Source organism: Amycolatopsis sp. (genome assembly GCF_035546795.1).
GTDB lineage: Bacteria > Actinomycetota > Actinomycetes > Mycobacteriales > Pseudonocardiaceae > Amycolatopsis_E.
This window is the reverse complement of the sequence record NZ_DASZWC010000071.1, coordinates 181415-203201: the sequence shown is the minus strand read 5'-3', so window position 1 is coordinate 203201 and position 21787 is coordinate 181415. Positions and strand designations below refer to the sequence as shown.

Genomic DNA, 21787 nt, shown 5'->3' with positions numbered 1-21787 from the left:
GACGAACCGGAGCGCTCAATGGCACGACTGCACTACGGAACCACGATGACGTTCGACCTCGACCCGACCACCACGCGGCAGGTGACCGAGACGATCGGCGCGCACGCCAGCCGGGGCGGGTGGATCACCTTCAACGACCGGGACGGCCGGCCGTGGTCGATCCTCGTGACGCCGGGCATCCCGATCTGCCTGGAGGCCGATCCCGAGCCGCCCGCCGGCTGACCGGCGCGATAGCTGCGCTGCCGGACCCTGTGAGAACGGCTCGGCGCCGGTGCGAGCGACACCGGCGATCGCGCCGGGTGACTGTATGGTCGGAGCTGGTTGTCAGCACCTCCTTCATCGGCACGACTCGCGACGCAGGACTTGTTGAAGTGCGTCTGTCGTTGCCCGGGGTAGCCGTCCCGGAGTTCCGCCTTTCCGCATGACCGCGATGCACGCGCAGGGTGCGCGTGAACACCGCCACCGGGAAGGACCGAGGACATGGCACAAGGCACCGTGGCCCAGGCCGTCGATCAGGAGCGCGCCGGACCGGCCGCGGCCCCGCGCGTCCGCAGCGACTTCAGCGAACTGGTCCGGGCGGTGCGCGCCGCCGGCCTGCTCGACCGCCGGCTCGCGCGCTACGGCCTGCGGACGGCGCTGACGCTGGGGTTCCTCGCCGCGGTCGTCGCCGGGGTCGTGCTGCTCGGGAACTCGTGGTTCCAGCTCGTTCCGGCCGTCCTGCTCGCGTTCGCCTTCGCCCAGGTGGCGTTCCTGGGCCACGACGCCGGGCACCAGGCGATCTTCGCCAACCGGCGGCACAACGACGCCCTCGGCCGCACGCTCGGCAACGTGCTCATCGGCCTCAGCTACGGCTGGTGGGTGGACACGCACAGCCGGCACCACGCCAACCCCAACCACGAGGACCGCGACCCGGACATCGGGGACGGGGTGCTCGCCTTCACCACGGCGCAGGCGGCCAAGCGCAACAACGCGGTGAGCCGCTTCGTGGTCCGCCGGCAGGCCTGGCTGTTCTTCCCCCTCACCCTGCTCGAAGGCATCAGCCTGCACGTCGACAGCGTCGTCGCGGTGAGCACCGGCCGGAACCGCAGTTCGCGGGGCGGCAGCCGGCGGGTCGAGGCCCTGACGCTGATGCTGCACGCGGCGCTGTTCCTCACGCTGCTGCTCCTGGTCATGTCGCCGGCCAAGGCGATCGCGTTCCTCGGCGTGAACCAGGCGGTGTGGGGCCTGTACATGAGCTGCACCTTCGCCCCGAACCACAAGGGGATGCCGATCATCGAGCGCGGAGCGCGGCTGGACTTCCTGCGCCGCCAGGTGCTGACCTCACGCGACGTGCGCGGCGGCTTCTTCACCGACCTCGCCCTCGGCGGGCTCAACTACCAGATCGAGCACCACCTGTTCCCGAACATGCCCCGCCCGCACCTGCGGCACGCCCAGCCGATCGTCCGGCGGTTCTGCGCCGAACACGGTATTTCCTACAGCCAGACCAGTTTGCTGCGGTCCTACCGGCAGGTGCTGGAGCATCTGCACGAAGTCGGTGCGCCGCTGCGCGCCACCGGTTAGGACGCGTGCCGCCCAGCGGCACGGCTCGCTGTCGGTCCCGGACCGTTCGTGGTCACAATGGGATGTCGATCAGCGAGGAGACTGGATGACCGAGACTGGCCGTCGCCGGGTGTTCCTGACCGGCGCTTCCGGGAACTGGGGCCGGGTCGTGCTGCGGGAGTTCGCCCGCCGCGAGGACCGGTTCGACGTGGTCGCGCTGGTGCTGCCGACGCCGGGGGACCGGGCCGCGATGGCCGAGTTCTCCGGCATGGGCAATCTCGAGGTGGCCTACGGCGATCTGACCGATTACGCGGACGTCCAGCGGTGCGTCCGGGGCGCGGATTTCGTGCTGCACGTCGGTGCGGTCGTGTCCCCGTTCGCCGACGACCACCCGGAGCTCACCCACCGGGTCAACGTCGGCAGCGCCCGCAACATCATCCGCGCCGTCCGCGCGCAGCCCGATCCCGCCGCGACCGGGGTCGTGATGATCGGCTCGGTCGCCGAGACCGGGGACCGTAACCCGCCGCACCACTGGGGGCGGGTGGGCGATCCGCTGCGGGTGTCCCGGTTCGACGAGTACGGCCAGAGCAAGATCGTCGCCGAGCGTGCGCTGGTGGATTCCGGACTGCCGAAATGGGCTTGGCTGCGCCAGACCGGCATTTTCCACCCCGGTGTGCTGGAGATCCGCGATCCGATCATGACGCACACCCCGTTCGCCGGGGTGATGGAATGGGTGTCGGTCGAGGACGCGGCCCGGCTGCTGGTGAACATCTGCGAACCCGGCGTGCCGGCGGAATTCTGGGGCGGGGTCTACAACATCGGCGGCGGCGAGAGCTGGCGGCTGACGAACTGGGACCTGCTGGCGAGCTTCGCCGGCGCGGTCGGGGTGCGCGACGTGCGCCGCTGGTACGACCGCAACTGGTTCGCCACCCGCAATTTCCACGGCCAGTGGTACACCGATTCCGATCTGCTCGAAAAGCTGGTCCCGTTCCGCGAGGACACTTTTGAGGCGGCGCTCGCGCGCGCGGTCGCGAACGCCCCGGTTTCCTTGCGGCAGGCTGGAAAGGTGCCGGCCTGGGTGGTGAAACACCTGGTGCTCAAGCCGTTGAGCCGCCGCCCCCGTGGCACGATGCGGTTCATCCGTGACAACGACGAGGACAAGATCGCCGCCTACTTCGGCTCCCGCGCGGAATGGGAAGCCATCGGCGACTGGTCCACCTTCGAAGTGCCCGCGCCCGACCGCAACCCCCGGCTGCTCGACCACGGCTACGACGAGTCGAAGGATCCGGCCGACTGGTCCGAAGTGGACTATCGGCAGGCGGCCGCCTTCCGTGGTGGCGCACTGCTGACCGAGGACGTGCCGCCTGGCGAGGTCGCCACGCCCCTGCGGTGGCGCTGCGCGTTCGGGCACGAATTCGACGGCAGCCCGCGGCTGGTCCTGACCGCCGGGCACTGGTGCCCGGACTGCGTCCGCGACCCCGCGTCCTACCGGGCGCAGGCCGGGCGGAACCGGTTTCTGGCCCAGCTCGAGGAGTGAGCCGGTACCGGGGATCGCCGGTCCCGACGGTTGTCATTTACACAGTTAGGCTGTACAAATAAATTCATGGGCGAGGACCTCGAGCGGCTCGCCGTCGCACTCGACGACCTGGTGACCGCGTTCGTCCCGTGGGCGCGGGCGCGGCGTGCGGACCTGAGTCCGACGGCCGCGGCGGTGCTGAACACACTGGGCCGGGAAGGGCCCGCGCGGGTGGTCGACCTGGCGGCGGCGGTGGGTGTCACGCAGCAGTCGATGACGACTCTCGCCGCGCAACTGCGCGCACAGGGGCTCATCAGGCGGGAGCCGGACCCGAGTGACGGGCGCGCCGTGCTGATCACCGCGACGCCGGAAGGAACACGGCTGGTGCGCCGGCGCCGCGCCGATCGCACCGGATCCCTCACGCCGTTGCTCGCCGAACTGTCCGGCGACGAACTGCGCGACCTCGCCGGGGCGCTGCCGGCGCTCACTCACCTGACCGAAGCGCTGCGACGGTCCCGATCCGGATCGGAGGTGTCCCGATGAGCTCAGGTGGCGGTGCCGGGATTTTCCGGCAACCCAAGGCGGTGCTGGCCGTCGCCTTCGCCTGCGTGGTCAGCTTCATGGGCATCGGTCTCGTCGATCCGATCCTGCCCGCGCTGTCCCAGCAGCTGCATGCGACGCCGAGCCAGGTGAGCCTGCTGTTCACCAGTTATCTCGTGGTGACCGCGGTGGCGATGCTGGTCACCGGCTGGGTGTCCAGCCGGGTCGGTCCGAAGTGGACACTGATCGCCGGGCTGGTGCTGATCGTCGTTTTCGCCGCGCTGGCCGGGTTTTCCGGCTCCATCGGCGGGATCGTCGGCTTCCGCGCCGGCTGGGGCCTTGGCAACGCGCTGTTCATCGCGACGTCGCTGGCGGTCATCGTCGCTTCCGCGACCGGGGGGTTCGCTGGCGCGATCGTGCTGTACGAGGCGGCGCTCGGGCTGGGGATCGCGGCTGGTCCGCTGGTGGGCGGCCTGCTCGGCGAAGTCAGCTGGCGCGGCCCGTTTTTCGGGGTCGCCGCGCTGATGGCGGTCGCCCTGCTGGCGACGGTCACACTGCTGCCGAAGACGCCGAAGCCGGCGAAGCCGATTTCACTTGCCGCGCCGTTGCTCGCGCTGCGCCACCGGAGTCTGCTGACGATGAGCGTGACCGCGTTGCTGTACAACTGGGGCTTCTTCACGATGCTCGGTTATGCGCCCTACCCCATGGAGCTGAGCGCGATCCAGCTCGGTTTCGTGTTCTTCGGCTGGGGGCTGCTGGTCGCGTTCTTCGCCGTGGTCGGTGCGCCGAGGCTGCAGGCCAGGTTCGGCACCGCGCCTTCGCTGTACGGGGCGCTCGGGTTTTTCGCGGTGCTGCTGCTGTTGATCGGCCTGTTCACCGGCAGCCGGGTGACGTTGATCGTCTGCGTGGTGGCCTCCGGGATCGTCGTCGGGATCAACAACACCCTGACCACGCAGGCCGTCATGCTCGTCGCGCCGGTGGAACGTCCCGTCGCGTCGGCAGCCTACGGTTTCGTGCGCTTCATCGGCGGCGGGCTCGCGCCGTTCGTGGCGGGCAAAATGGTGGACGCCTGGAACATCCACGTCCCGTTCGTCGTCGGCGCGGTCGCGGTCGTGCTCGGCATCGGTTGCCTCGCAACGGGACACCGCCTGCTCCGCACGGCCGATGCCCAGCAGGCGGACGCGGAGCGGGTGGAGAACGAGATTCCCGGCGAGGTGGCGGACGAGTTCGGCGGTGCCCCCGGTGCGATCGACGACGAGCTGCGTCTGGAGCAAGGGCGGCACGGCGGCTGAGGCCGAGCCGCGCCGGGCGGCGATGTGCACGGCCTGGCCGTCCTGGCAGACCGCGCGGATCCGCCTCCCGAGATCCCCGCACCTCCAGCGGATCCCCGTCGACGATGACGAGGTCCGCGCGCTTGCCGGGAGCCGCGGCGCGTCGGTGCCATCGCGATGCGGACACCGGCCTCGACGGCGCGCCGCGCGCTGCCGTCGGTGCGTTGCTTGATCTTCTCGACGATGTGGTCGGGGTAGCGGACACCGGCTTCGATCGCGGGGCGCAGCCCGGCCCCCGCGCTGCGCGTCGGCACCAGCCAGGTGCCGCATTCGGCCATCATCGCGAGGGTCTCGTCGCCCGAGGTGATGGCCGTGTTCGATCGAGCGGACTCCGTTGCGCACGGCGGCTTTCGCGCCTTCGCCGTGCGCGTGCGCCATGACGTGCGGCCACGCGGCCAACGCTGCTCCGCGAGCCGGTCTTCGAATCGAGGGCGGGTACGGACAGGACCGGCCGCCTGAGCGTAGTGTCGAATGCGCCCAGGGCATTTCGCCCGGGGACGGAAGGCACACTTGAATCAGCTCACGCTCGGAATTCTGGCCCGGTCCGGTAAGGAAAACGAGTTCCGGCTCCCGGTCCATCCGGCGCATTTTCCCCTTGTGGACAACGATCTCCGGGAACGGATCTACCTCGAACGGGGCTATGGCGCGCGGTTCGGCGTCTCCGACGAACAGCTCGCGCGGTCGGTCGCGGGAGTGAGATCCCGCGAGGAGCTGATCGCGGACTGCGGCGTGATCCTGCTGGCCAAACCGCTCGCGGCGGATCTGGCGGAGCTGCGGCCGGGACAGACCCTCTGGGGCTGGCCGCATTGCGTGCAGGACCACAAACTGACCCAGATCGCGATCGACAACCGGCTTACGCTGATCGCCTTCGAGGCGATGAACCACTGGAGCGCGTCGGGTTCGTTCAATCTGCACGTCTTCCACAAGAACAACGAGCTGGCCGGGTACTCCTCCGTGCTGCACGCCCTCGCGCTCGCCGGGATGACCGGCGACTACGGCCGTCGCCTGCGCGCCGTGGTGATCGGGTTCGGCGCGACCGCGCGCGGAGCGGTGACGGCACTGAACGCGCACGGGGTGCACGACGTCGAGATCCTCACCCAGCGCGGGGTCACCGCGGTGGGCTCGCCGATCCACTCCGCCCGGATGGTGCACTTCGACCATGACGTGAACAACCCGGGCGACCCCCGGCGCAGCCACGCGCTCACGGCCGCGGGCCGGGTGCCGCTGGCGGGATTCCTCGCCGAGCACGACATCGTCGTCAACTGCGTGCTGCAGGACACCGCGGCGCCCCTGACCTTCGTCATCGAGGAGGACCTGCCGGCCTTCGCCCCCGGCAGCCTCATCATCGACGTCTCCTGCGACGCGGGGATGGGTTTCAGCTGGGCGCGGCCCACCTCGTTCACGCAACCGGCCTTCGTCGTCGGCGACGGGATCACCTACTACGCCGTCGACCACAGCCCGTCCTACCTGTGGAACTCCGCGACCTGGGAGATCAGCGAGGCGCTGCTGCCCTACCTCCGGCCGGTCCTGGGCGGGCCGGCGGGCTGGGAGGGCGACCAGACCCTGAAACGGGCCATCGAAATCCGCGACGGCGTCATCCGGAACCCGGACATTCTGGCCTTCCAGCATCGCGCGGCGGAGTATCCGCACCCCAGCGGCCGGACGCCGGCCGGGCCGTTCGGGTAGAGTTGCGGACGCGGCCCGCTCAGTTCTGCCTCGGGCCGCGTCTGGTGTCGACTACCACGCGCCGCGGTCCACCTCGGATCTGCGCCGGGCAGGACGACCTTCGATCTTGGAGACGATCTATGGCGGTCAGCCGCCCTTCCTTCGCGGAGCTCGACGTTCCGCCCGCCCTCATCGATGCCCTGTCCGCACAGGGCATCGACACCCCGTTCCCGATCCAGGCGGCGACGCTGCCGTCCTCGCTGGCCGGTCGGGACGTGCTCGGCCGCGGCCGCACCGGATCGGGCAAGACCTACGCGTTCGTGCTGCCGGTGCTGGCCCGCCTCGCCGCGAAGCCGGTCAAGCGCAAGCCCGGGCGCCCGCGTGCGCTGATCCTCGCGCCGACGCGAGAGCTGGCGAGCCAGATCGAGGCGACCATCGCCCCGCTGGCGCAAGCGCTTTCGCTGCGCACGATCACGATCTTCGGCGGCGTCAGCGCCGGCCCGCAGATCTCGCGGCTGCGCTCGGGCGTGGACATCGTGGTGGCCTGCCCCGGCCGGCTCGCCGACCACCTCGAAACGGGCCACGTGCGGCTGGACGCGGTCGAGATCACCGTGCTCGACGAGGCCGACCACATGGCCGATCTCGGATTCCTGCCGGTCGTGCGGCGGCTGCTGGAGAAGACCCCGCCGGACGGGCAGCGGCTGCTGTTCTCGGCGACCCTGGATGCCGGGGTCGACGTGCTGGTGCGGCGGTTCATGCGGGACCCGGTCACGCACAGCGTCGACTCGGCGCGGTCCCCGGTGGCGGCGATGGCGCACCACGTGCTGCACGTCCAGTCCGCCGAACGGCTCCCGGTGCTCGTGGAGCTGGCGTCGGCGCCGGGCCGCACACTGGTGTTCACCCGCACCAAGCACCGCGCGAAATCCCTTACCCGCCAGCTTGTTTCGTCCGGGGTGCCCGCCGTCGAGCTGCACGGCAACCTCGGCCAGGTCGCGCGTACGCGTAACCTCGGCGCGTTCTCCTCCGGCGCCGCCACGGTGCTGGTGGCCACCGACATCGCGGCCCGCGGCATCCACGTCGACGACGTCACCCTGGTCGTGCACGCCGACCCGCCCGTCGAGCACAAGGCGTACCTGCACCGTTCGGGCCGCACGGCCAGGGCGGGCGCGGCGGGCACGGTGGTCACGCTGATGACCGACGAGCAGGTCCGCGACGTCCGTGACCTGACCCGCAAGGCCGGCATCACGCCGACCACCACGAAGCTCGGCGCCGGGCATCCGCTGCTGACCGAACTGGCGCCCGGCGAACGCACTTTCGTTCCGCCGCCGGCAAAACCGCCCGTGGTTTCCCGCCCGCCCCGGCGAGGTGCCGGCAAGGCCACCAAGCAGAACCCGAAGCAGCGCGTGCCGGCCAAGTCCGAGCCCAAGGCCGAGGGCCGGTCCGTACGCGGCGGCCGGTCCGGCGCCGCGGCCTTCTCCGCCGGAACACGCGCCGGGAACCGCCGCCGCGCCAGGTAATCCGGCTAGACTGGGGGATACATCGCTATCTGGCATCGCCCGGGACCCCGGCGCCCCCCCATTCAGCGCAAACCAAGGGAGTTCCCTGATGGCCGTTTACGTTTCCCAGTACGAACACCGCATCGAGCTGGTGGAGGCAGTCCTGAAAGGAAAGTCGACACTTTCCGATCAGGAATGCCACGCGCTGGCGGTGCAGGTGCTGCACACCCTCGACGCCATCCCCGAGAAGGTGCGCTGAACCCAGCCGGTCAGCCCGAGGAGCTGGACTCGTGCGTGCGTAGCGCGTCGATGAGGAGATCCAGGAGCCTGCCGGTCTGATCCGGGGTGTCGCTGGCCGCCGTGGACAGGAAAACGCCGAGCAGCATCGTGGTGACGTCCTCGGGTTCGACGTCCGCGCGCAGCGAGCCCGTTTTCGCGCCTTCGCCAAGGATCGCCGCGATCACGGCCGTCACGCGCTCCCGCGTGGTCGGGGTCGCCATCTTTCCGGAAGCCCAGCCGGCGCGAAGGGTGTCGATCATCCCGCGCTTGGTCTCGACGAACGCCGCGTACCGGTCCATCCATACGCGCAGTGCGGTTTCGGGCGGGAACTCGGCGAGCAAGTCGGGCGCGCCCGTGGTGACGTCGTCGAGCTCGGCCGCGTACACGGCTTCGACGAGCGCTTCGCGGGTGGGGAAGTGGCGGTAGAGCGTGCCGACGCCGACACCGGCCGCGCGGGCGATGGTTTCGAGCGCGACGGTGTCGCCGGCTTTCGCGAAGGCAGTCCTGGCGGCGGCAAGCAGCTTCTCGCGGTTGCGTCGGGCGTCGGCGCGCGCGGGACGGCTCGCTGGTCCGGGTGAAGTCAAAACGGAGGCACCTCCGGTAGTGCTACAGTCGAACAAGCGGAGGCCCTTCCGCTTACCTCGATTGTCGCACAAGGACGGGATTTTCATGACCGCCACCGGAAAATCTTCCGAGACCACGGCGTCCGGAGCCCCGCGCGCCGGGGGCCGGGGCACGCTCGCCGGCCGCACCGTGTCCCGTATCGGCTACGGGGCGATGCAGCTGGAGAGGAACGACCGCGCCGACGCGGTCGCCATCCTGCGCCGCGTGGTCGAGCTGGGTGTCGACCACCTCGACACGGCTCAGTTCTACGGCAACGGTTTCGTCAACAGCGTCATCCGGGCGGCGATCCGCGGCGAGGACGACGTGGTGATCGTCAGCAAGGTCGGCGCCGACCCGGATCCGGACGGGCCCGGGCCGCTCCGCCTCGCGCAGCGCCCGGAGCAACTGCGGGCGAGCGTCGAGAACAACCTCGCGAGCCTCGGGCTGGAGCAGATCCCGGTGGTGAACCTGCGCCGCACGGACACCGGCCCCGGGTTGCGGGCCGAGGGCGATCAGGTGGTCCCGCTGGACGACCAGCTCGCGGTCATGACCGCGCTGCGCGACGAGGGCAAGATCGGCGCGATCGGGCTCAGCGCGGTGTCGGTGGACACCCTGCGCCGCGCCCTCCCGGCGGGCATCGCGTGCGTGCAGAACGCCTACAGCCTCGTCGCCCGTGACGACGAGAAGCTGCTCGGACTCTGCCTGGCCGAGGGCGTGGCCTGGATGCCGTTTTTCCCACTCGGCGGCGCTTTCCCGGGCCTGCCGAAGGTGACCGAGGAGCCCGCCGTCGTGGCCGCCGCGAAATCCCTCGGCGTCACCCCGTCACAGATCGGCCTCGCCTGGCTGCTCCACCACGCGCCGAACGTGCTGCTCATCCCCGGCACGTCGAACCGGCGGCACCTCGAGGAGAACATCGCGGCCGGCGCTCTCGACCTCGACAAGGAGATGCTCGCCGAACTGGACGCCGTTCCCACGCGGGCTGGCGACATCGTTCTCGGCTGACCCGGCATCGAGCGCTTCGTGATCTTCGCCCGGAACCGTAACCCTGCCAACGGATCCGGCGATATCCGTCCGCGCCCCGGGAAATGATCCCGGGGCTTCACGGATGGACCCACCACGAGATGAAGCGCATTGTCGCGTGCACTGCCGCGGCCGGTACTGCGATCGGCCTGGTCTGTACCGGCTGTTCGGCGTCTTCGACCCGGGCGTCGCCCACTGCCGCAACGAAGTCCCGCCACACTCGCCCCCGGCCCGGCGGCCCTGCCACCGGACCAGGTCGCGTCGAGCGTGCGCTCCGCGGCTCTGCAAGCTTCCTCGGTCCACCTCCGGGGCACGGTGGTGAGCGACGGTGGCACGAAGGCGCGGATGGATCTGCAGCTGAACATGGACAGCTCCGGCGGCATGGTCGAGCTGGACGGCATCGCGATACCGGTACTGCGCGTCGCGAGCGTGGCGGGCAAGGTCGCGGGCAAATGGGTGCCGTCGACGACTCGGCTCGGCAAGGCGTTGTCGGACGACTTCGATCAGTCGCTGAACTACGACACGTTCATCGGCAGCGGGATCCTTCAGTCACTGGACTCGGCTTCCTTCGCCGGCAAGGGGTTCGACGTGCTCGACGGGACGCCGGTGCAGGTGTTCTCCGACAGTGACGGCATCGCCTGCGTCGCGGCGAGCGAGCCGCACTACCTGATGCGCGTCAAGGACCCGGCCGGAGACAACCAGCTCGACTTCACCGGATGGAACCAGCCCGTGCCGCTCAGCGCCCCGCCGGTGAACGAAATCTTCCAGGGCAAGGGAATCTAGCGATCTGATCAGTCCACTATGGACTCGTCCGCGGTGTCCGGGTCGGCGCCGCCCTGGTCGAGCCGGAACGGCGGGTAGCGGTCGGTCATCAGCCCCGTGTAGGCGGCCACCCGCAGCGCCCACCGGTTGATGCCGAGCACGAAGTCGTACAGCTCCTTGGGATACCGGCCGGTGAACAGCAACACGATGGCGGCGATCAGCACGAGCAACGCGAGCAGCCCGCCACCGCCGGCGCCGGCGTTCCAGCCGTCGGAGGTCACGCGGGAGCCTGCCCACAGCCCGCCACCGACGAGGATCGACAGCACGACGAAATGCGGCAGGACCAGCAGCCACCACTTGACCAGCACCAGGCCCCGGGACAGCCGCTCGGGGTAAGGCACGTCGAGATGTGCCGGGTAGCCCGCGACCTCGGCGAGGGTGAAGGGCGGGTAGCGGTCGGTGCCGAGCGTGGCGTAGCCGTAGTAGTTGACCCGCCAGGTCCAGCGGAGCACGCCGACGTTGAACTCGAACAACGGCCGCGGATAGCGCGCGGTGATCAGGATCGCGAAGAACGCGATCACGCTGACGATGCTGAACGCCACCCACAGGAAGAACAGCACCACGATGTGCGGGATCAGCAGCAGCCATTTGACCAGCCAGAGGCCGCGGGAGGCCGACGGTTCGAGCGCCGCGCCGACGTGGACCGGATAGGTGGCAAGGGAATCGGTCATGGTGTACCCCCGGTGGCTGGTGTGTGGACGGAGACGACGAGCTTTCCCCTGGCCGTCCCGTCGAGTAGGTGGCGGATCGCCGCGGCGACCTCCGTCAGCTGATAGGTGCGGTCGATCGCGGGAGTGAGTTTTCCGTCGTCGGCCAGTTCGCCGAGTGCGATCAGGTCGGCGGCGTTCTCCTTCGCGACGAAGGTGCCCAGCCGTTGGCGGACGAAGAGGGAGAGCAGCTTGGCCCGGATCTGCCGGTCGCTGCCGCCGAGCAACCGTCCGTCGGTCTCCCCGCCGACGATGATCAGCCGCCCCCGTGCGCTCAGCGCGCGCCGGAGGCGGGAAAGTCGTGCGTTGCCGCCGATGTCGAGGATGACGTCGTAGCGCCGCCCGCCCTCGGCGAAGTCGCCCCGCGTGTAGTCGATGACGTGGTCGGCGCCCAGCGCCCGGACCATGTCCACCTTGCGGGCGCTGCAGACGGCGGTGACCTGCGCGCCGGACGCCTTCGCGATCTGCAGAGCGAATGAACCGACACCGCCCGAGGCGCCGACGACGAGTACTTTCTCACCGGCCTGGACGCGGCCGTGGTCGCGGACGGCCTGCAGGGCCGTCACTCCCGAGACCGGGACGGCGGCGGCTTGTTCGAAGGAAAGACTCGGCGGTTTCGCGGCGAGCTTGCCGGTTCGGGCGACCGCGTACTGCGCGAAGGTGCCGGCCGCCATCCCGAACACCTCGTCGCCCGGGGCGAAGCCGGTGACCCCGGAGCCGGCCGCCTCGACCGTACCGGCCAGATTTCGGCCAGGGTTGGCGGATTTCGGGCTGCGCAACCCGAAGCCGGCGAGCCGGATCGGATAGGGCAGGCCGGACATGATGTGCCAGGTGCCGCGATCCACGCTGGCCGCGTGCACCCGCACCAGGACTTCGCCGTCCCCCACGGCGGGTTTTTCGACTTGTGCGATCCGTAAGACGTCCTCGGGAGCGGCGCCGTAGCAGTCCTGTACGACCGCCTTCATTCTCGCCGCCCGGCCGGTCTCGTCGGGCGGGCCTCTGAGGTCGGCGAGCTGTGTGGTGCCCATCGTGGCCTTCCTGTTTCCGTTTTGTACGTTGTGCAGAACACTCTGCTTCCCGGGTGGTGCAGTCAAGGGGCGGAAGACCCCGATGTCCGGATCGGCAGCCGCCGCCGAGGAGGGAGGAAGGCAGTGGTGGACGAGGACGAGCCGGGCGAGCACGTGTGGAACATCGTGGCCGCGCCTGTCTCGGGCGACGTGGTGCAGGCGCACACGATCACCGGCGGCGTCCACTATCACCACCACGCCGCCCCGTCGGAGCGCCCGGTGCCCCGGCAGCTGCCCGCCGCCCCAGGCGTGTTCGTCGGCCGCACCGCCGAGCTGGCGGAGCTTTCCGCGACGCTGGATCAGTCGGCCGGGGAGACGGTGGTCATTTCGGCGATCGCCGGTGCGGGCGGCATCGGCAAGACCTGGCTCGCGCTGCGCTGGGCCAACACGCAGGTGGACAGGTTCCCCGACGGCCAGCTGTTCGTGGATTTGCACGGGTTCAGCCCGGCCGGTGCGCCGCTGCCGCCGGAGGTGGCGATGCGGGGGTTCCTGGACGCGCTGGGCGTCGCCGCGAAGGACATCCCGAAGGACCTCGACGCGCAGGCAGCGCTCTACCGCAGCCTGGTCGCGGGGCGGCGGATGCTGATCGTGCTGGACAACGCCGCGACCCTCGACCAGATCGTCCCGCTGCTGCCCGGCGGGGATCGGTGCACGGTGCTGGTGACCAGCCGCGCCCGGCAGACCGGGTTGATCACCCGCTACGGCGCGCGTCCGTTGCGTTTGGACGTACTCGCACCCGAAGACGCGTATGCACTACTCGTTCGCCGCCTGGGCGCGGCGCGGGTCGAAGCGGAGCCGGAGGCGGTCGCCGAACTGCTCGGGTGGTGCCGGGGTGGCCCGCTGGCGCTGGGCATCCTCGCCGCCCGCGCGCAGGCCGCGCCTGCCTTGCGGCTCGCGACGCTGGCCGTCGAGCTGCGTGAGCTCGGCGTCGTCGAGGCGCTGGCCGACGACAGCGATCCGGTCGCCAGCCTGCCCGCCGTGCTGGCGGGTTCCTATCGTGCGCTGACCGCCGGACAGCGGGAGGCGTTCGGGCTGCTCGCCCTCGCGCCGGGGCCCGGCCTGAGCCTGCCCGCGGCCGCGAGTCTGATCGGAGCGCCGCCCGCGCAGGCCGAACGGATGCTGCGCGGGCTGGAAGAGGCGTCCTTGCTGGACCGCGATTCCGAGGGCCGCTATTTCATGCACGACCTCATCCGCGCGTACGCCGTCACCACCGCCGAGCGTGACCTCCCGGAGGACGTACGGTCGGCGGCGCTGCGGCGGGTGGTGGACTTCTACCTCAGCGCGGCCCGCGACGCCCGGCGGACCATGAACGGCCGTGGGCAGCCCCGCCCCGAGCGTGGCCCGCGGCCCGGTTTCCTGGAGGCGGTGACCTGGCTACGCACCGAGCACGCCAATCTGCTGGCCGCGCAACGGATCGCTGGTGTGCACGGGTGGTACCGGCTGGTGTGGGAGCTGGCCGAGACCCTGGACACGTTCAACACGACGCGGGTGCGCCATGGCGACCGCGTCGTGATGTGGCTGGCCGCGCTGGACGCCGCCGCCCACCTGCCCGAACCGGTCACGGGCCGGATCGAGGCCCACTGGCGGCTCGGCCAGGCCTACTCGCGGCTGAAGAACCTCGACGAGCTGACCGGGCACCTGCGGAACGCGCTGGAACTGGCCGAAAGCCACCAGCTTTTCGACGAGGCGGTGCACACGCACTGGCTGTTCCATGTCCACTGTGGACAAAACGGGGCGGACCGGCAGGCCTACGAACATGCCGTCCGCGCGCTGGAGATGTGGCGCACCCGCGACAATCCGCTCCAGGAAACCGCCGCGCTCCGGAACGCGGCCCGGTACGCCGACCGGATCGGCGAGTACGACAGTGCCCGCACGCATGCACTGGCGGGCCTGGCGCTGGCCCGCGGGCACGAACTGCCCCACGAGGAGGCGGAAATCCTCAACGGACTCGCCGCGATCGACGATCACACCGGCCGCCACAAACAGGCCGTCGGCCACTACCGGCGCGTGCTCGGGCTGTATCGCACCCTGGAACACACCGGCTACCGCGTCCCCGATGTGCTGGACAACCTGGGCCACCAGTACGCCGCGCTGGGACAGCTCCGGAAAGCCCGCACGGCCTGGCGTGAAGCATTTGAGCTGTACCGGAAACGCGGGGCGGATGACAAGGCTCGCCGGGTGCGGCGGCAGCTCGACACGATCGAGGACTAGCTGCCGGGCAATGTCCACTGTATATACCGAACGGGTTGCCGATTCCCATCGGATGGCGGATTTCGCGGGCCGGTTCCGGCAAATAGCGTAGCGGCATGGAACAGGTCGTACTGCTGACCGAGCAGGGGCAGGTCAACGGCGTGCTGGACAAGGCGGAGGTGCACCACGAGGACACCCCGCTGCACCTGGCTTTCTCGTGTTACCTCTTCGATCGTGACGCCAACCTCCTGCTGACCACCCGCGCGCGGACGAAGAAGACCTGGCCCGGCGTGCGCACCAACAGCTGCTGCGGCCATCCCGCGCCGGGGGAGGAGCTTCATGCCGCGGTACGGCGCCGGGTTCGCCAGGAGCTGGGCGTCGACCCCGCCGGGCTGACCCTGGTGCTGCCGGGCTTCCGCTACCGCGCGGTGATGGGGAACGGGATCGTCGAGAACGAGATGTGCCCGGTCTTCCGCGCCTTCGCCGACACCGAACCGCATCCGGATCCGTCCGAAGTGGACGGTTACGAGTGGGCGGGCTGGGACGAGCTGGTCGCCGAAGTGACCGGCGGCGGAAGTCCGGTTTCGCCGTGGTGCGCGGAGCAGGTCGCCGAGCTGGCCGCACTCGGCCCGGACCCGTTCGCGTGGCCCGCGGCGGACGAGGCGCTGCTGCCGCCCGCCGCCCGCGATCAGGGCTGACGCGCTTCGAGTGTCGCCAGGTCGCGGGTCGCGTAGCGGTGGTGTTCGCACTCCTCCTCCATCACCACGCGCAGGCAGCTGCCGACCGAACGTTCTTCCTCGGGATAGCCGGGCGCGGGCGGGTTCGAGCACGGCCGTTCGAGCTCGGCGTCGGTGAGGTTGTCCACGATGCCGCGCACCAGCGCCATGCGATCGGCGCGCGCTTCGAGGACTTCCGCGAACGACGGCTGTGCACCGAGGTCGATGCCGATGGCCGCCGCGTCGGCGGGCGGGTAGGAGGTGTGGGTGACGCCGAGCCGGTGGAAAGGCCGCTGCGGCCCCAGAATCGTGCGCGCCGCCCAGGCGTCGGTGGCGAACATGAGATGGCGCAACGTCTCCGCGAACGACCATTCGTCGTCGACCCTTTCCTGTCGCGCCGGCTCGGGTAGCCGTCCGGCCCTGGCCACCGTGTCCGACCAGGCTCGTTCGAGCAGGGCCCAGGTCGCGCGAAAGTCCTGCGCCGTGCGCATCTTCCGCACGTGGACGCGTTCGGGGTGCCGCCGGTCGAGTTCGGCTGTCACGAACTCGGTGACATCGACGTCGTTGACGACGAACGGCCCGATCTCGCCGGAGACGGAGGCGCCGCCGAACCAGGAATCGGTGATCTTGAGCCGGCGCAGGTCGCAGGCGCGGATGGTCACGCCGTTGAGGTCGGAGTCGGTGAAGCTCGCGCCGCGGAACTCGGCGGTGTGGTCGTATTCCACTCCCATCGCGCCATTGTGCCCGGCCGGCAGCTCAGCGGCCGACCTTTCCCGTCGATGGTCCGCGGCCGGCACGAGCACCGCCTCGGGAAGCAAGACGCGGGTGGCGTCGCCGAGCGCGTCGTCCAGTTCGACGACGGCGGCGAACCGGCGCTGCTCCTCGCGTGCGCGTTCGGCGAGCGCGACCATGAGGCTGAAGGTGGTGGCATCGCCGAGCGCGGGTGACACGCGCGGCGAGGTCCAGCGGAACCCGCGGGCCGAAGCCGGCCCGCACCAAGTGACTTCTGTTCTCGGCAATGCGAAACGCGGTGGCCTCGTACGGGGAGAGCGTGCGGCCGCGCAGTGCCGGGCTTTCGAGATCGCGCCGTCGATCGACCCCTTGGCAGGAACCGGCGATCGCGGTCGTGCCGCGCCTTGCCGCATGAGCAGTGCCCGGCGGCGTTGCTCATCGGCGAGGTCGACAATGGGGCCCGACCACCACTCGCGGCTTCGCCCGCCGCTCCCGGATCGCCGGTCAGGCGCGGACGTCGGGCAGGCTCTTGCCGCGCTGTTCCTGCCACGCGTCACCGGCGTCGTCGTGGTCGGTGGAACGGCTGAGGTGCGCCCATTTCGCGTCCGTTTCGAGCCGGTGAGCCCATGCTTCGCGGCCGTACTCGTAGGCGTCGCTGCCGGCGAGCAGGCGTAGCGGGGGTTCGTCGAGTCCGGCCACGGTCAGCACGAGCTCGGCGACCTTGCGCGGGTCACCGGCGGCGGCTTCCTTGAACCCCGCCATCGCGCGGGCGGACGCACCGACCGTCGCCTCGTAGGGCTCGCTGATCGGTGGGGTGTTCATCGACGAGCCCGCCCAGTCCGTGCGCATCCCGCCGGGCTCGAGGACGGTGATCTTGATGCCCAGCGGCGCGACCTCCGCCGCCAGCGCCTCGCTGAACCCGCCGACCGCCCATTTCGCCGACTGGTACGCGGTCATGCCCGGGCTGCCGATGCGCCCGCCCACCGAGGAGATCTGGATGATCCGGCCGCCGCCCTGCGCCCGCAGGAAGGGAACCGCGGCCTTCGTGACGTACACCGTTCCGAGGAAGTTCGTCTCGATCTGGCGGCGGAAGACGTCGAGCGAAGTGTCCTCAAAGGACACCCGGTCGCCCTGGCCGGCGTTGTTCACCACGACATCGAGCCGTCCGAACGCGGCGAACCCGTTGGCGACGGCGCGCTCGGCGGCGGCCGCGTCGGTCACGTCGAGCTGCTCGATGTGCAGGCTTTCCCGGTATCGCGCGGCAAGGTCGCCGAGGCTGCGCGGATCACGGGCCGTCGCCACCACGCGGTGACCGGCGGCGAGCGCGCGCTCGACGATCTGGCGGCCCAGGCCCCGGGACGAACCGGTCACGAAAAACACCGAATGCATGGCGCTCCCTCTCCTTGGTTAACGCAATCCAAGTGCGTTAACTCGACCGTAGTCCGGCACCCAAGTTAAGTCAACGTGCGTGCGTTATCGTGGGCCGGTGAGCCAGCCGAGGAAGCGGGCCCGGTCCCCGCAGGACAAACAGCTGCGTACCGCCGCGTTGCTGGACGCCGCCCGCGAGCTGGCAATGGAAGAGGGAGTACGCGAGGTCACCCTCGCCGCCGTGACCGCCCGGGTCGGGCTGCATCCGTCGGCCGTGCGGCGGTATTTCGAGTCGCGCGAGGAACTGTTGCTCGAACTCGCCGAACAAGGATGGGCCGACTGGCGGGACCATCTCATCGACGGGCTCGGGGACGCTCGCGACCCGGACGCCGCGCGGATCGCCGACATCGTCAGCGCTTCGCTCGAAGAACTACCGCTGTTCTGCGATTTGCTGACCCACGTCGTGCTCAGCCTCGAAGGCGCCGTGCGGCTGGAGCGGGCGCGCGCGTACAAGCTCGCGGCCACCGAGGCCTACGACGCGATGACCGAGGCCCTGGTCGGCGCCGGTCTCGACAGCCAGGGGGCGCAGGTGCTGCTGACGTCCGCGATGAGCTGTTCGGCCTACCTCTTCCAGCTGTCGCGGCCGACTGCCACACTGCGTCGCCTCTACGAAGAAGAGCCGCGATGGGCGCACGACGCCCTCCGGTTCCGGGAACAACTCACCGCCCTGTTGACCGCTGTCGCGCTCGGCGTCGGGAAACAACAGCACGTTCGGTGAGCGGTTGTGGCGGTACGGATACGATCCTGCGCACGGACCCCGCCCCGCATCCCGAGACAGGTGACATGAAGACACTGACCGCGCAGTTGACCGCATTCGACGACACCACGGCGGCGCGTTTGCGCGGGATGGTGCTCCTTCAGCTGCTGCGGGCCGGCCAGAGCGCCCCGGCCACGGCGCTGCTGCACCTGTTCCTGCTGCCCCCGGCCACGGGCGAGACCCGGTTCGCGATCTACGAGACCCGCCAGCCCGCCGAGTTCGCGCTGGAGATGCCCGAAGTGATCAGCTCGGCCCTCGCCGCGCTCGGAGACGCCGGTGGCGACCCCCGCCGCGTCGAAGGGGCGGATGAAGGCTGGCGCGAACTGGACGCCGAGGGCGACGCGCTCTACCTGGGCACCGGCGCGCGGTTCGCGAGCACCAACCCGGAGCTGAGCTGCACGACGATCGCGCGGCTCGTCGACACCACCGCGCTGTACCTCACACAGGCCGCCGATGGCCAGCCGCTGATCGCGGACGCCAGCAATCCCTTTGTCGTCAACGACGAGCAGGTGCCCGCCAAGGAAATCGCCGCCATCGGCGAGCCGCCGTTCCAGCTCGTCGACAGCATCGAACGCAGCCTGCGCTGAAAGGCTATTGCAGGCGCGCGGTCTGGTGTACGCCGCGCAGGATCACGACAGCACCGGCCCCAGGGAGTACCCGCGTTGAGGGCGGCGGGCGTGGTGCTCACGCCGGTGCGGCTTTGCGCGGCGGTGCCCTCGCTGCCGCGCAGGAGCGCGGCGACCTCGTGGACCGGCAGGTCCTCCCAGTGGCGCAGCACCAGGGTGGCCCGCTGCCGCACCGGCAACGCCGCCAGCGCACGCCGCAGGTCGATCGACATGTCGCTGTTCACCGCCGGGGCGGCCTGGTCCGGCACCGTGTCGGACGAGCGCTCCCGGCGCCACGACCGGCGAACTCGTCGTCCCGGACTCCCACCTCCGTTCCTTTGGCCCTCGCCGAAAGAAACGGAACCACCGGCGGGTCCGGTTGCCCGCGCCGGTGAAGTCACGTGTTGAGCCGGATCAGCTGGGGCGTCTCCGGAACCTCCTTGGCGAGCAGCACCCTGGCCCCCTCGTCGTGGAGGGCCTGGATCTCACGGAGGATGGAAATCGCCTCGTGCCAATGAGTCCGGGCGGTCGCGGACTCGCCGAGTGCGTGCGACGCCTCGGCGATTCCCCAGTGCTGTTCCGCCTCGTTGTACCGGTCGGCCAGCTCGTGGAAGACGGCCAGACTCGCCCGGTGGCACTCGATCGCCTCCCGCGGGCGGCCGGCGCGTTGCCGGGCCCAGCCCCCGTTGGCCAGAGCGATCGCCTCGCCGAGCCGGTTGCCGAGCTCGCGGTACAGCTGCGCGCTGCGCGCCAGGTGGCGGATCGCCGCGGTCTGGTCTCCTGTCCGCTGGCACGTCAGCCCGAGCACGTTGAGCAGCGACGCCTCCCCTCGCCGGTCCCCGGTCTCGACGCTCAGGGCCAGCCCCCGCTCCAGGCATTCGGCCGCGCGGACGAAGTCACCCTGCTGCCGGTAGGCATTGCCGAGGTCCGCCAGGCAGGCCTGCTCGCCGGCCGGGTCGCCCAGCTCCTGCCAGATTTCCAGCGCGCGACGGCTGTGCTCCAGCGCGCCGTCCTTACCCACCTGCGCGCTCAACGCCCCGAGGTCTTCGAGAAACTGCGCTTCGCCGCGCCGGTCGCCGAGCCGTCGCGCGAGTTCGGCGCCGAGCTGGTTCAACGCGATCCGGTCGGTGGAATGCCCGCGGTTGGCCAGCGGCCGGTAGAGCGCGGCGACGAGCCCGGTGGCCAGTCCGGGATTCGCCGAACGCGCCGCCAGCTGCACGGTGGCGACGACATTCTCGTATTCGGCCTCCGCCCACGCCGCGGCTTCGGCGGCGGTGCTCCACGGCGGGCTGTCGGGAAGCCGGGGCACGCGCCGGGTCTCCGTCGGATGGATCAGCAGTGTCGCGTGCCGCGCACGGTGCAGATAGTGCCGCGCCACCCGCTCGAACGCCTCGTCGCAGTCGCCGTCCGGGGATTCGACGAGGTACTGCCTGATCAGGTCGTGCATCCCGTAACGGCCGTCCGCGAGCGTGAGCAGGTGCTCGTCGTGCAGACCGTCCAGCACCGATTGCGCCTCGCGCTCGGAGATCCCCGCCAGCGCCGCGACCGAGTCGGCGCCGAACGTCTGGCCGGGATGTGCCGCCAGCAGACCGAAAACGCGCTGATGGCCGACCGGCAGCGCCTGGCGGGACAGGTCGAACAGCGTCCGCACGGACTCGGCCGCGGGGGAACCGGAAAGCCCGTCGAGGCGCGCCGCGAGTTCGCCGGGGCGCGAGCCGGGCCGGTTGCGCAGGTAGCGGCCGGTCATCGCAACGGCCAGCGGCAGGTGCCCGCACAGCGTCGCGAGCCGTTGGGCGGCTTCGGGTTCCGCGTCGGCCGGTTCCCGTCCGGTGTGCCACGCGAGCAGATCGACGGCCTCGCCCACGGTGAACGGGTCCAGGCGCAACGGATGCGTGCCGTCGAGTTCGGTCAGGCTGCGCCGGGTGGTGATCAGCACGAGACAGCCGGGCGCGCCCGGCAGGAGCGGGCGGATCTGCGCCGCGCTCGCCGCGTCGTCGAGTACGACGAGCGCTCGCTTGTCGCGGAGTCGATCGCGATAGAGCGCGGCGCGTGCCTCAGCGTCGTCGGGCACGTGATGCGGCGGCACACCGAGCAGCCGCAGGAACGTGGCGAGCACCGCGCCGGGCTCCGCGGCCGCTTGCTGTGGACGGAAACCCCGGAGATCGGCCCACAGCTGCGCATCGGGAAAGTCGCGGGCCAGCCGGTGCGACGCGTGCACGGCCAGTCGCGTCTTGCCCACCCCCGCCATGCCCGCGATCGTCACGATGGTGGGCGCCGCCGACGGCTCCGCCGCCCACGCCGCGATGCGCGCGAGTTCTGCTTGCCTGCCGGTGAATTCCGGGATATCGGCGGGCAACTGGTGTAGGGCTGCGGGCGCGCCATCCGCTTCGCCCGCGAGCGCGCGCCACGCTTTCCGCCACACCGCGAGTTCGCGTTCGAGGTCGCGCGGTCGTTCCCCCGCGGTGAGACATGCGGTGACAAAGGCGTCCACGAACGCGAGCCGGGGCAGCTTCGGCAGGCCCTTTCCACGGAGCACCCACGAAACCGTCGTCGGCGGCAACGCGGCCGTCCGCGCGCCGTCCGTGGCCACCACGGTGCCGCCGAGCCGGTGCAGCGTGCGCAACGAAGGCAGGCCCGCCCACAACCGCAACGCGGCCAAGCAGTCCACGAACTCCCCGGCGTTCCGCGCGCCGGCGGGATCGGGTAGCGCACCCTCGGACATCCGGCTCCTCCGCTGTGCAATTCCGTGCAACGCCTTGCCGCACGGTTCGCGT

At 70.6% G+C, this 21787-nt stretch carries 20 protein-coding genes and 1 pseudogene; 14 read left to right on the top strand and 7 right to left on the bottom strand.

Annotated elements, in window-relative coordinates; all coding sequences use genetic code 11:
- From VHD82_RS36105 to VHD82_RS36070, 8 genes are all read left to right on the top strand, one after another.
- Positions 1 to 222 (top strand): hypothetical protein (locus tag VHD82_RS36105; RefSeq protein WP_325714004.1); only part of this gene is annotated, 222 nt, incomplete at its 5' end.
- 258 nt (positions 223 to 480) lie between these two features.
- Positions 481 to 1560 carry an acyl-CoA desaturase gene (locus VHD82_RS36100; protein ID WP_325714002.1) on the top strand — a complete coding sequence of 360 codons (1080 nt, stop codon included), beginning with the start codon at positions 481 to 483 and terminating at the stop codon, positions 1558 to 1560.
- 85 nt (positions 1561 to 1645) lie between these two features.
- Complete coding sequence (locus VHD82_RS36095; RefSeq protein ID WP_325714000.1) at positions 1646 to 3076, top strand: NAD-dependent epimerase/dehydratase family protein; 1431 nt, start codon at positions 1646 to 1648, stop codon at positions 3074 to 3076.
- 66 nt (positions 3077 to 3142) lie between these two features.
- Positions 3143 to 3598, top strand: a complete 456-nt coding sequence (locus VHD82_RS36090) for a MarR family winged helix-turn-helix transcriptional regulator (protein ID WP_325713998.1) — start codon at positions 3143 to 3145, stop codon at positions 3596 to 3598.
- The gene (locus VHD82_RS36085; RefSeq protein ID WP_325713996.1) at positions 3595 to 4887 is read left to right on the top strand and encodes an MFS transporter; all 1293 of its coding nucleotides are present in this window, start codon (positions 3595 to 3597) and stop codon (positions 4885 to 4887) included. Before VHD82_RS36090 ends, VHD82_RS36085 begins: the two co-directional genes overlap by 4 nt.
- Before the next feature lie 549 nt (positions 4888 to 5436).
- Positions 5437 to 6612 (top strand): N(5)-(carboxyethyl)ornithine synthase, encoded by a 1176-nt coding sequence (locus tag VHD82_RS36080; protein WP_325713994.1) that lies wholly within the window; start codon positions 5437 to 5439, stop codon positions 6610 to 6612.
- Between the two features lie 119 nt (positions 6613 to 6731).
- Positions 6732 to 8108 (top strand): DEAD/DEAH box helicase, encoded by a 1377-nt coding sequence (locus VHD82_RS36075; protein ID WP_325713992.1) that lies wholly within the window; start codon positions 6732 to 6734, stop codon positions 8106 to 8108.
- Positions 8109 to 8196: 88 nt separating this feature from the next.
- Entirely contained in the window at positions 8197 to 8346 is a 150-nt protein-coding gene (locus VHD82_RS36070; RefSeq protein WP_325713990.1) for a DUF6307 family protein, read from the top strand.
- 10 nt (positions 8347 to 8356) lie between these two features.
- On the opposite strand, the gene VHD82_RS36065 is transcribed toward VHD82_RS36070, so the two are convergent.
- Entirely contained in the window at positions 8357 to 8950 is a 594-nt protein-coding gene (locus tag VHD82_RS36065) for a TetR/AcrR family transcriptional regulator (RefSeq protein WP_325713988.1), read from the bottom strand.
- A gap of 85 nt (positions 8951 to 9035) precedes the next feature.
- Here VHD82_RS36065 and VHD82_RS36060 point away from each other — a divergent pair, with 85 nt between their 5' ends.
- Positions 9036 to 9971, top strand: a complete 936-nt coding sequence (locus VHD82_RS36060; protein ID WP_325713986.1) for an aldo/keto reductase — start codon at positions 9036 to 9038, stop codon at positions 9969 to 9971.
- Between the two features lie 285 nt (positions 9972 to 10256).
- The gene (locus tag VHD82_RS36055) at positions 10257 to 10772 is read left to right on the top strand and encodes a hypothetical protein (RefSeq protein WP_325713984.1); all 516 of its coding nucleotides are present in this window, start codon (positions 10257 to 10259) and stop codon (positions 10770 to 10772) included.
- A gap of 8 nt (positions 10773 to 10780) precedes the next feature.
- Here the strand turns inward: VHD82_RS36055 and VHD82_RS36050 are convergent, their stop codons facing one another.
- Together VHD82_RS36050 and VHD82_RS36045 are read right to left on the bottom strand one after the other, a co-directional pair.
- Complete coding sequence (locus VHD82_RS36050; RefSeq protein ID WP_414637633.1) at positions 10781 to 11482, bottom strand: DUF4389 domain-containing protein; 702 nt, start codon at positions 11480 to 11482, stop codon at positions 10781 to 10783.
- Complete coding sequence (locus VHD82_RS36045) at positions 11479 to 12546, bottom strand: NAD(P)-dependent alcohol dehydrogenase (protein ID WP_325713982.1); 1068 nt, start codon at positions 12544 to 12546, stop codon at positions 11479 to 11481. The genes VHD82_RS36050 and VHD82_RS36045 overlap by 4 nt, the downstream gene beginning before the upstream one ends.
- A gap of 123 nt (positions 12547 to 12669) precedes the next feature.
- Here VHD82_RS36045 and VHD82_RS36040 point away from each other — a divergent pair, with 123 nt between their 5' ends.
- Complete coding sequence (locus VHD82_RS36040; protein ID WP_325713980.1) at positions 12670 to 14796, top strand: ATP-binding protein; 2127 nt, start codon at positions 12670 to 12672, stop codon at positions 14794 to 14796.
- A 95-nt stretch (positions 14797 to 14891) separates the two neighbouring features.
- On the top strand, positions 14892 to 15473 hold the full coding sequence (gene idi, locus VHD82_RS36035) for an isopentenyl-diphosphate Delta-isomerase (RefSeq protein ID WP_325713978.1): 582 nt from the start codon (positions 14892 to 14894) through the stop codon (positions 15471 to 15473).
- Here idi and VHD82_RS36030 read toward each other — a convergent pair.
- Positions 15464 to 16441: a DinB family protein gene (locus tag VHD82_RS36030; protein ID WP_325713976.1), complete on the bottom strand. Its 978-nt coding sequence runs from the start codon at positions 16439 to 16441 to the stop codon at positions 15464 to 15466. The two genes, idi and VHD82_RS36030, sit on opposite strands and share 10 nt — an antisense overlap.
- Before the next feature lie 286 nt (positions 16442 to 16727).
- Positions 16728 to 17612, bottom strand: coding sequence for an SDR family NAD(P)-dependent oxidoreductase (locus tag VHD82_RS36025; protein WP_325713974.1), 885 nt, complete (start codon positions 17610 to 17612; stop codon positions 16728 to 16730).
- A 97-nt stretch (positions 17613 to 17709) separates the two neighbouring features.
- Here VHD82_RS36025 and VHD82_RS36020 point away from each other — a divergent pair, with 97 nt between their 5' ends.
- Both VHD82_RS36020 and VHD82_RS36015 read left to right on the top strand, forming a co-directional pair.
- The gene (locus VHD82_RS36020) at positions 17710 to 18369 is read left to right on the top strand and encodes a TetR family transcriptional regulator (RefSeq protein WP_325713972.1); all 660 of its coding nucleotides are present in this window, start codon (positions 17710 to 17712) and stop codon (positions 18367 to 18369) included.
- Positions 18370 to 18434: 65 nt separating this feature from the next.
- On the top strand, positions 18435 to 18995 hold the full coding sequence (locus VHD82_RS36015) for a hypothetical protein (protein WP_325713970.1): 561 nt from the start codon (positions 18435 to 18437) through the stop codon (positions 18993 to 18995).
- Between the two features lie 128 nt (positions 18996 to 19123).
- On the opposite strand, the pseudogene VHD82_RS36935 reads toward VHD82_RS36015, so the two are convergent.
- Positions 19124 to 19246 (bottom strand): annotated as a pseudogene (locus VHD82_RS36935) (sigma factor-like helix-turn-helix DNA-binding protein); the annotation flags it as partial.
- Between the two features lie 164 nt (positions 19247 to 19410).
- Positions 19411 to 21735: an ATP-binding protein gene (locus VHD82_RS36010; protein ID WP_325713968.1), complete on the bottom strand. Its 2325-nt coding sequence runs from the start codon at positions 21733 to 21735 to the stop codon at positions 19411 to 19413.
- Positions 21736 to 21787 lie beyond the last annotated feature (52 nt).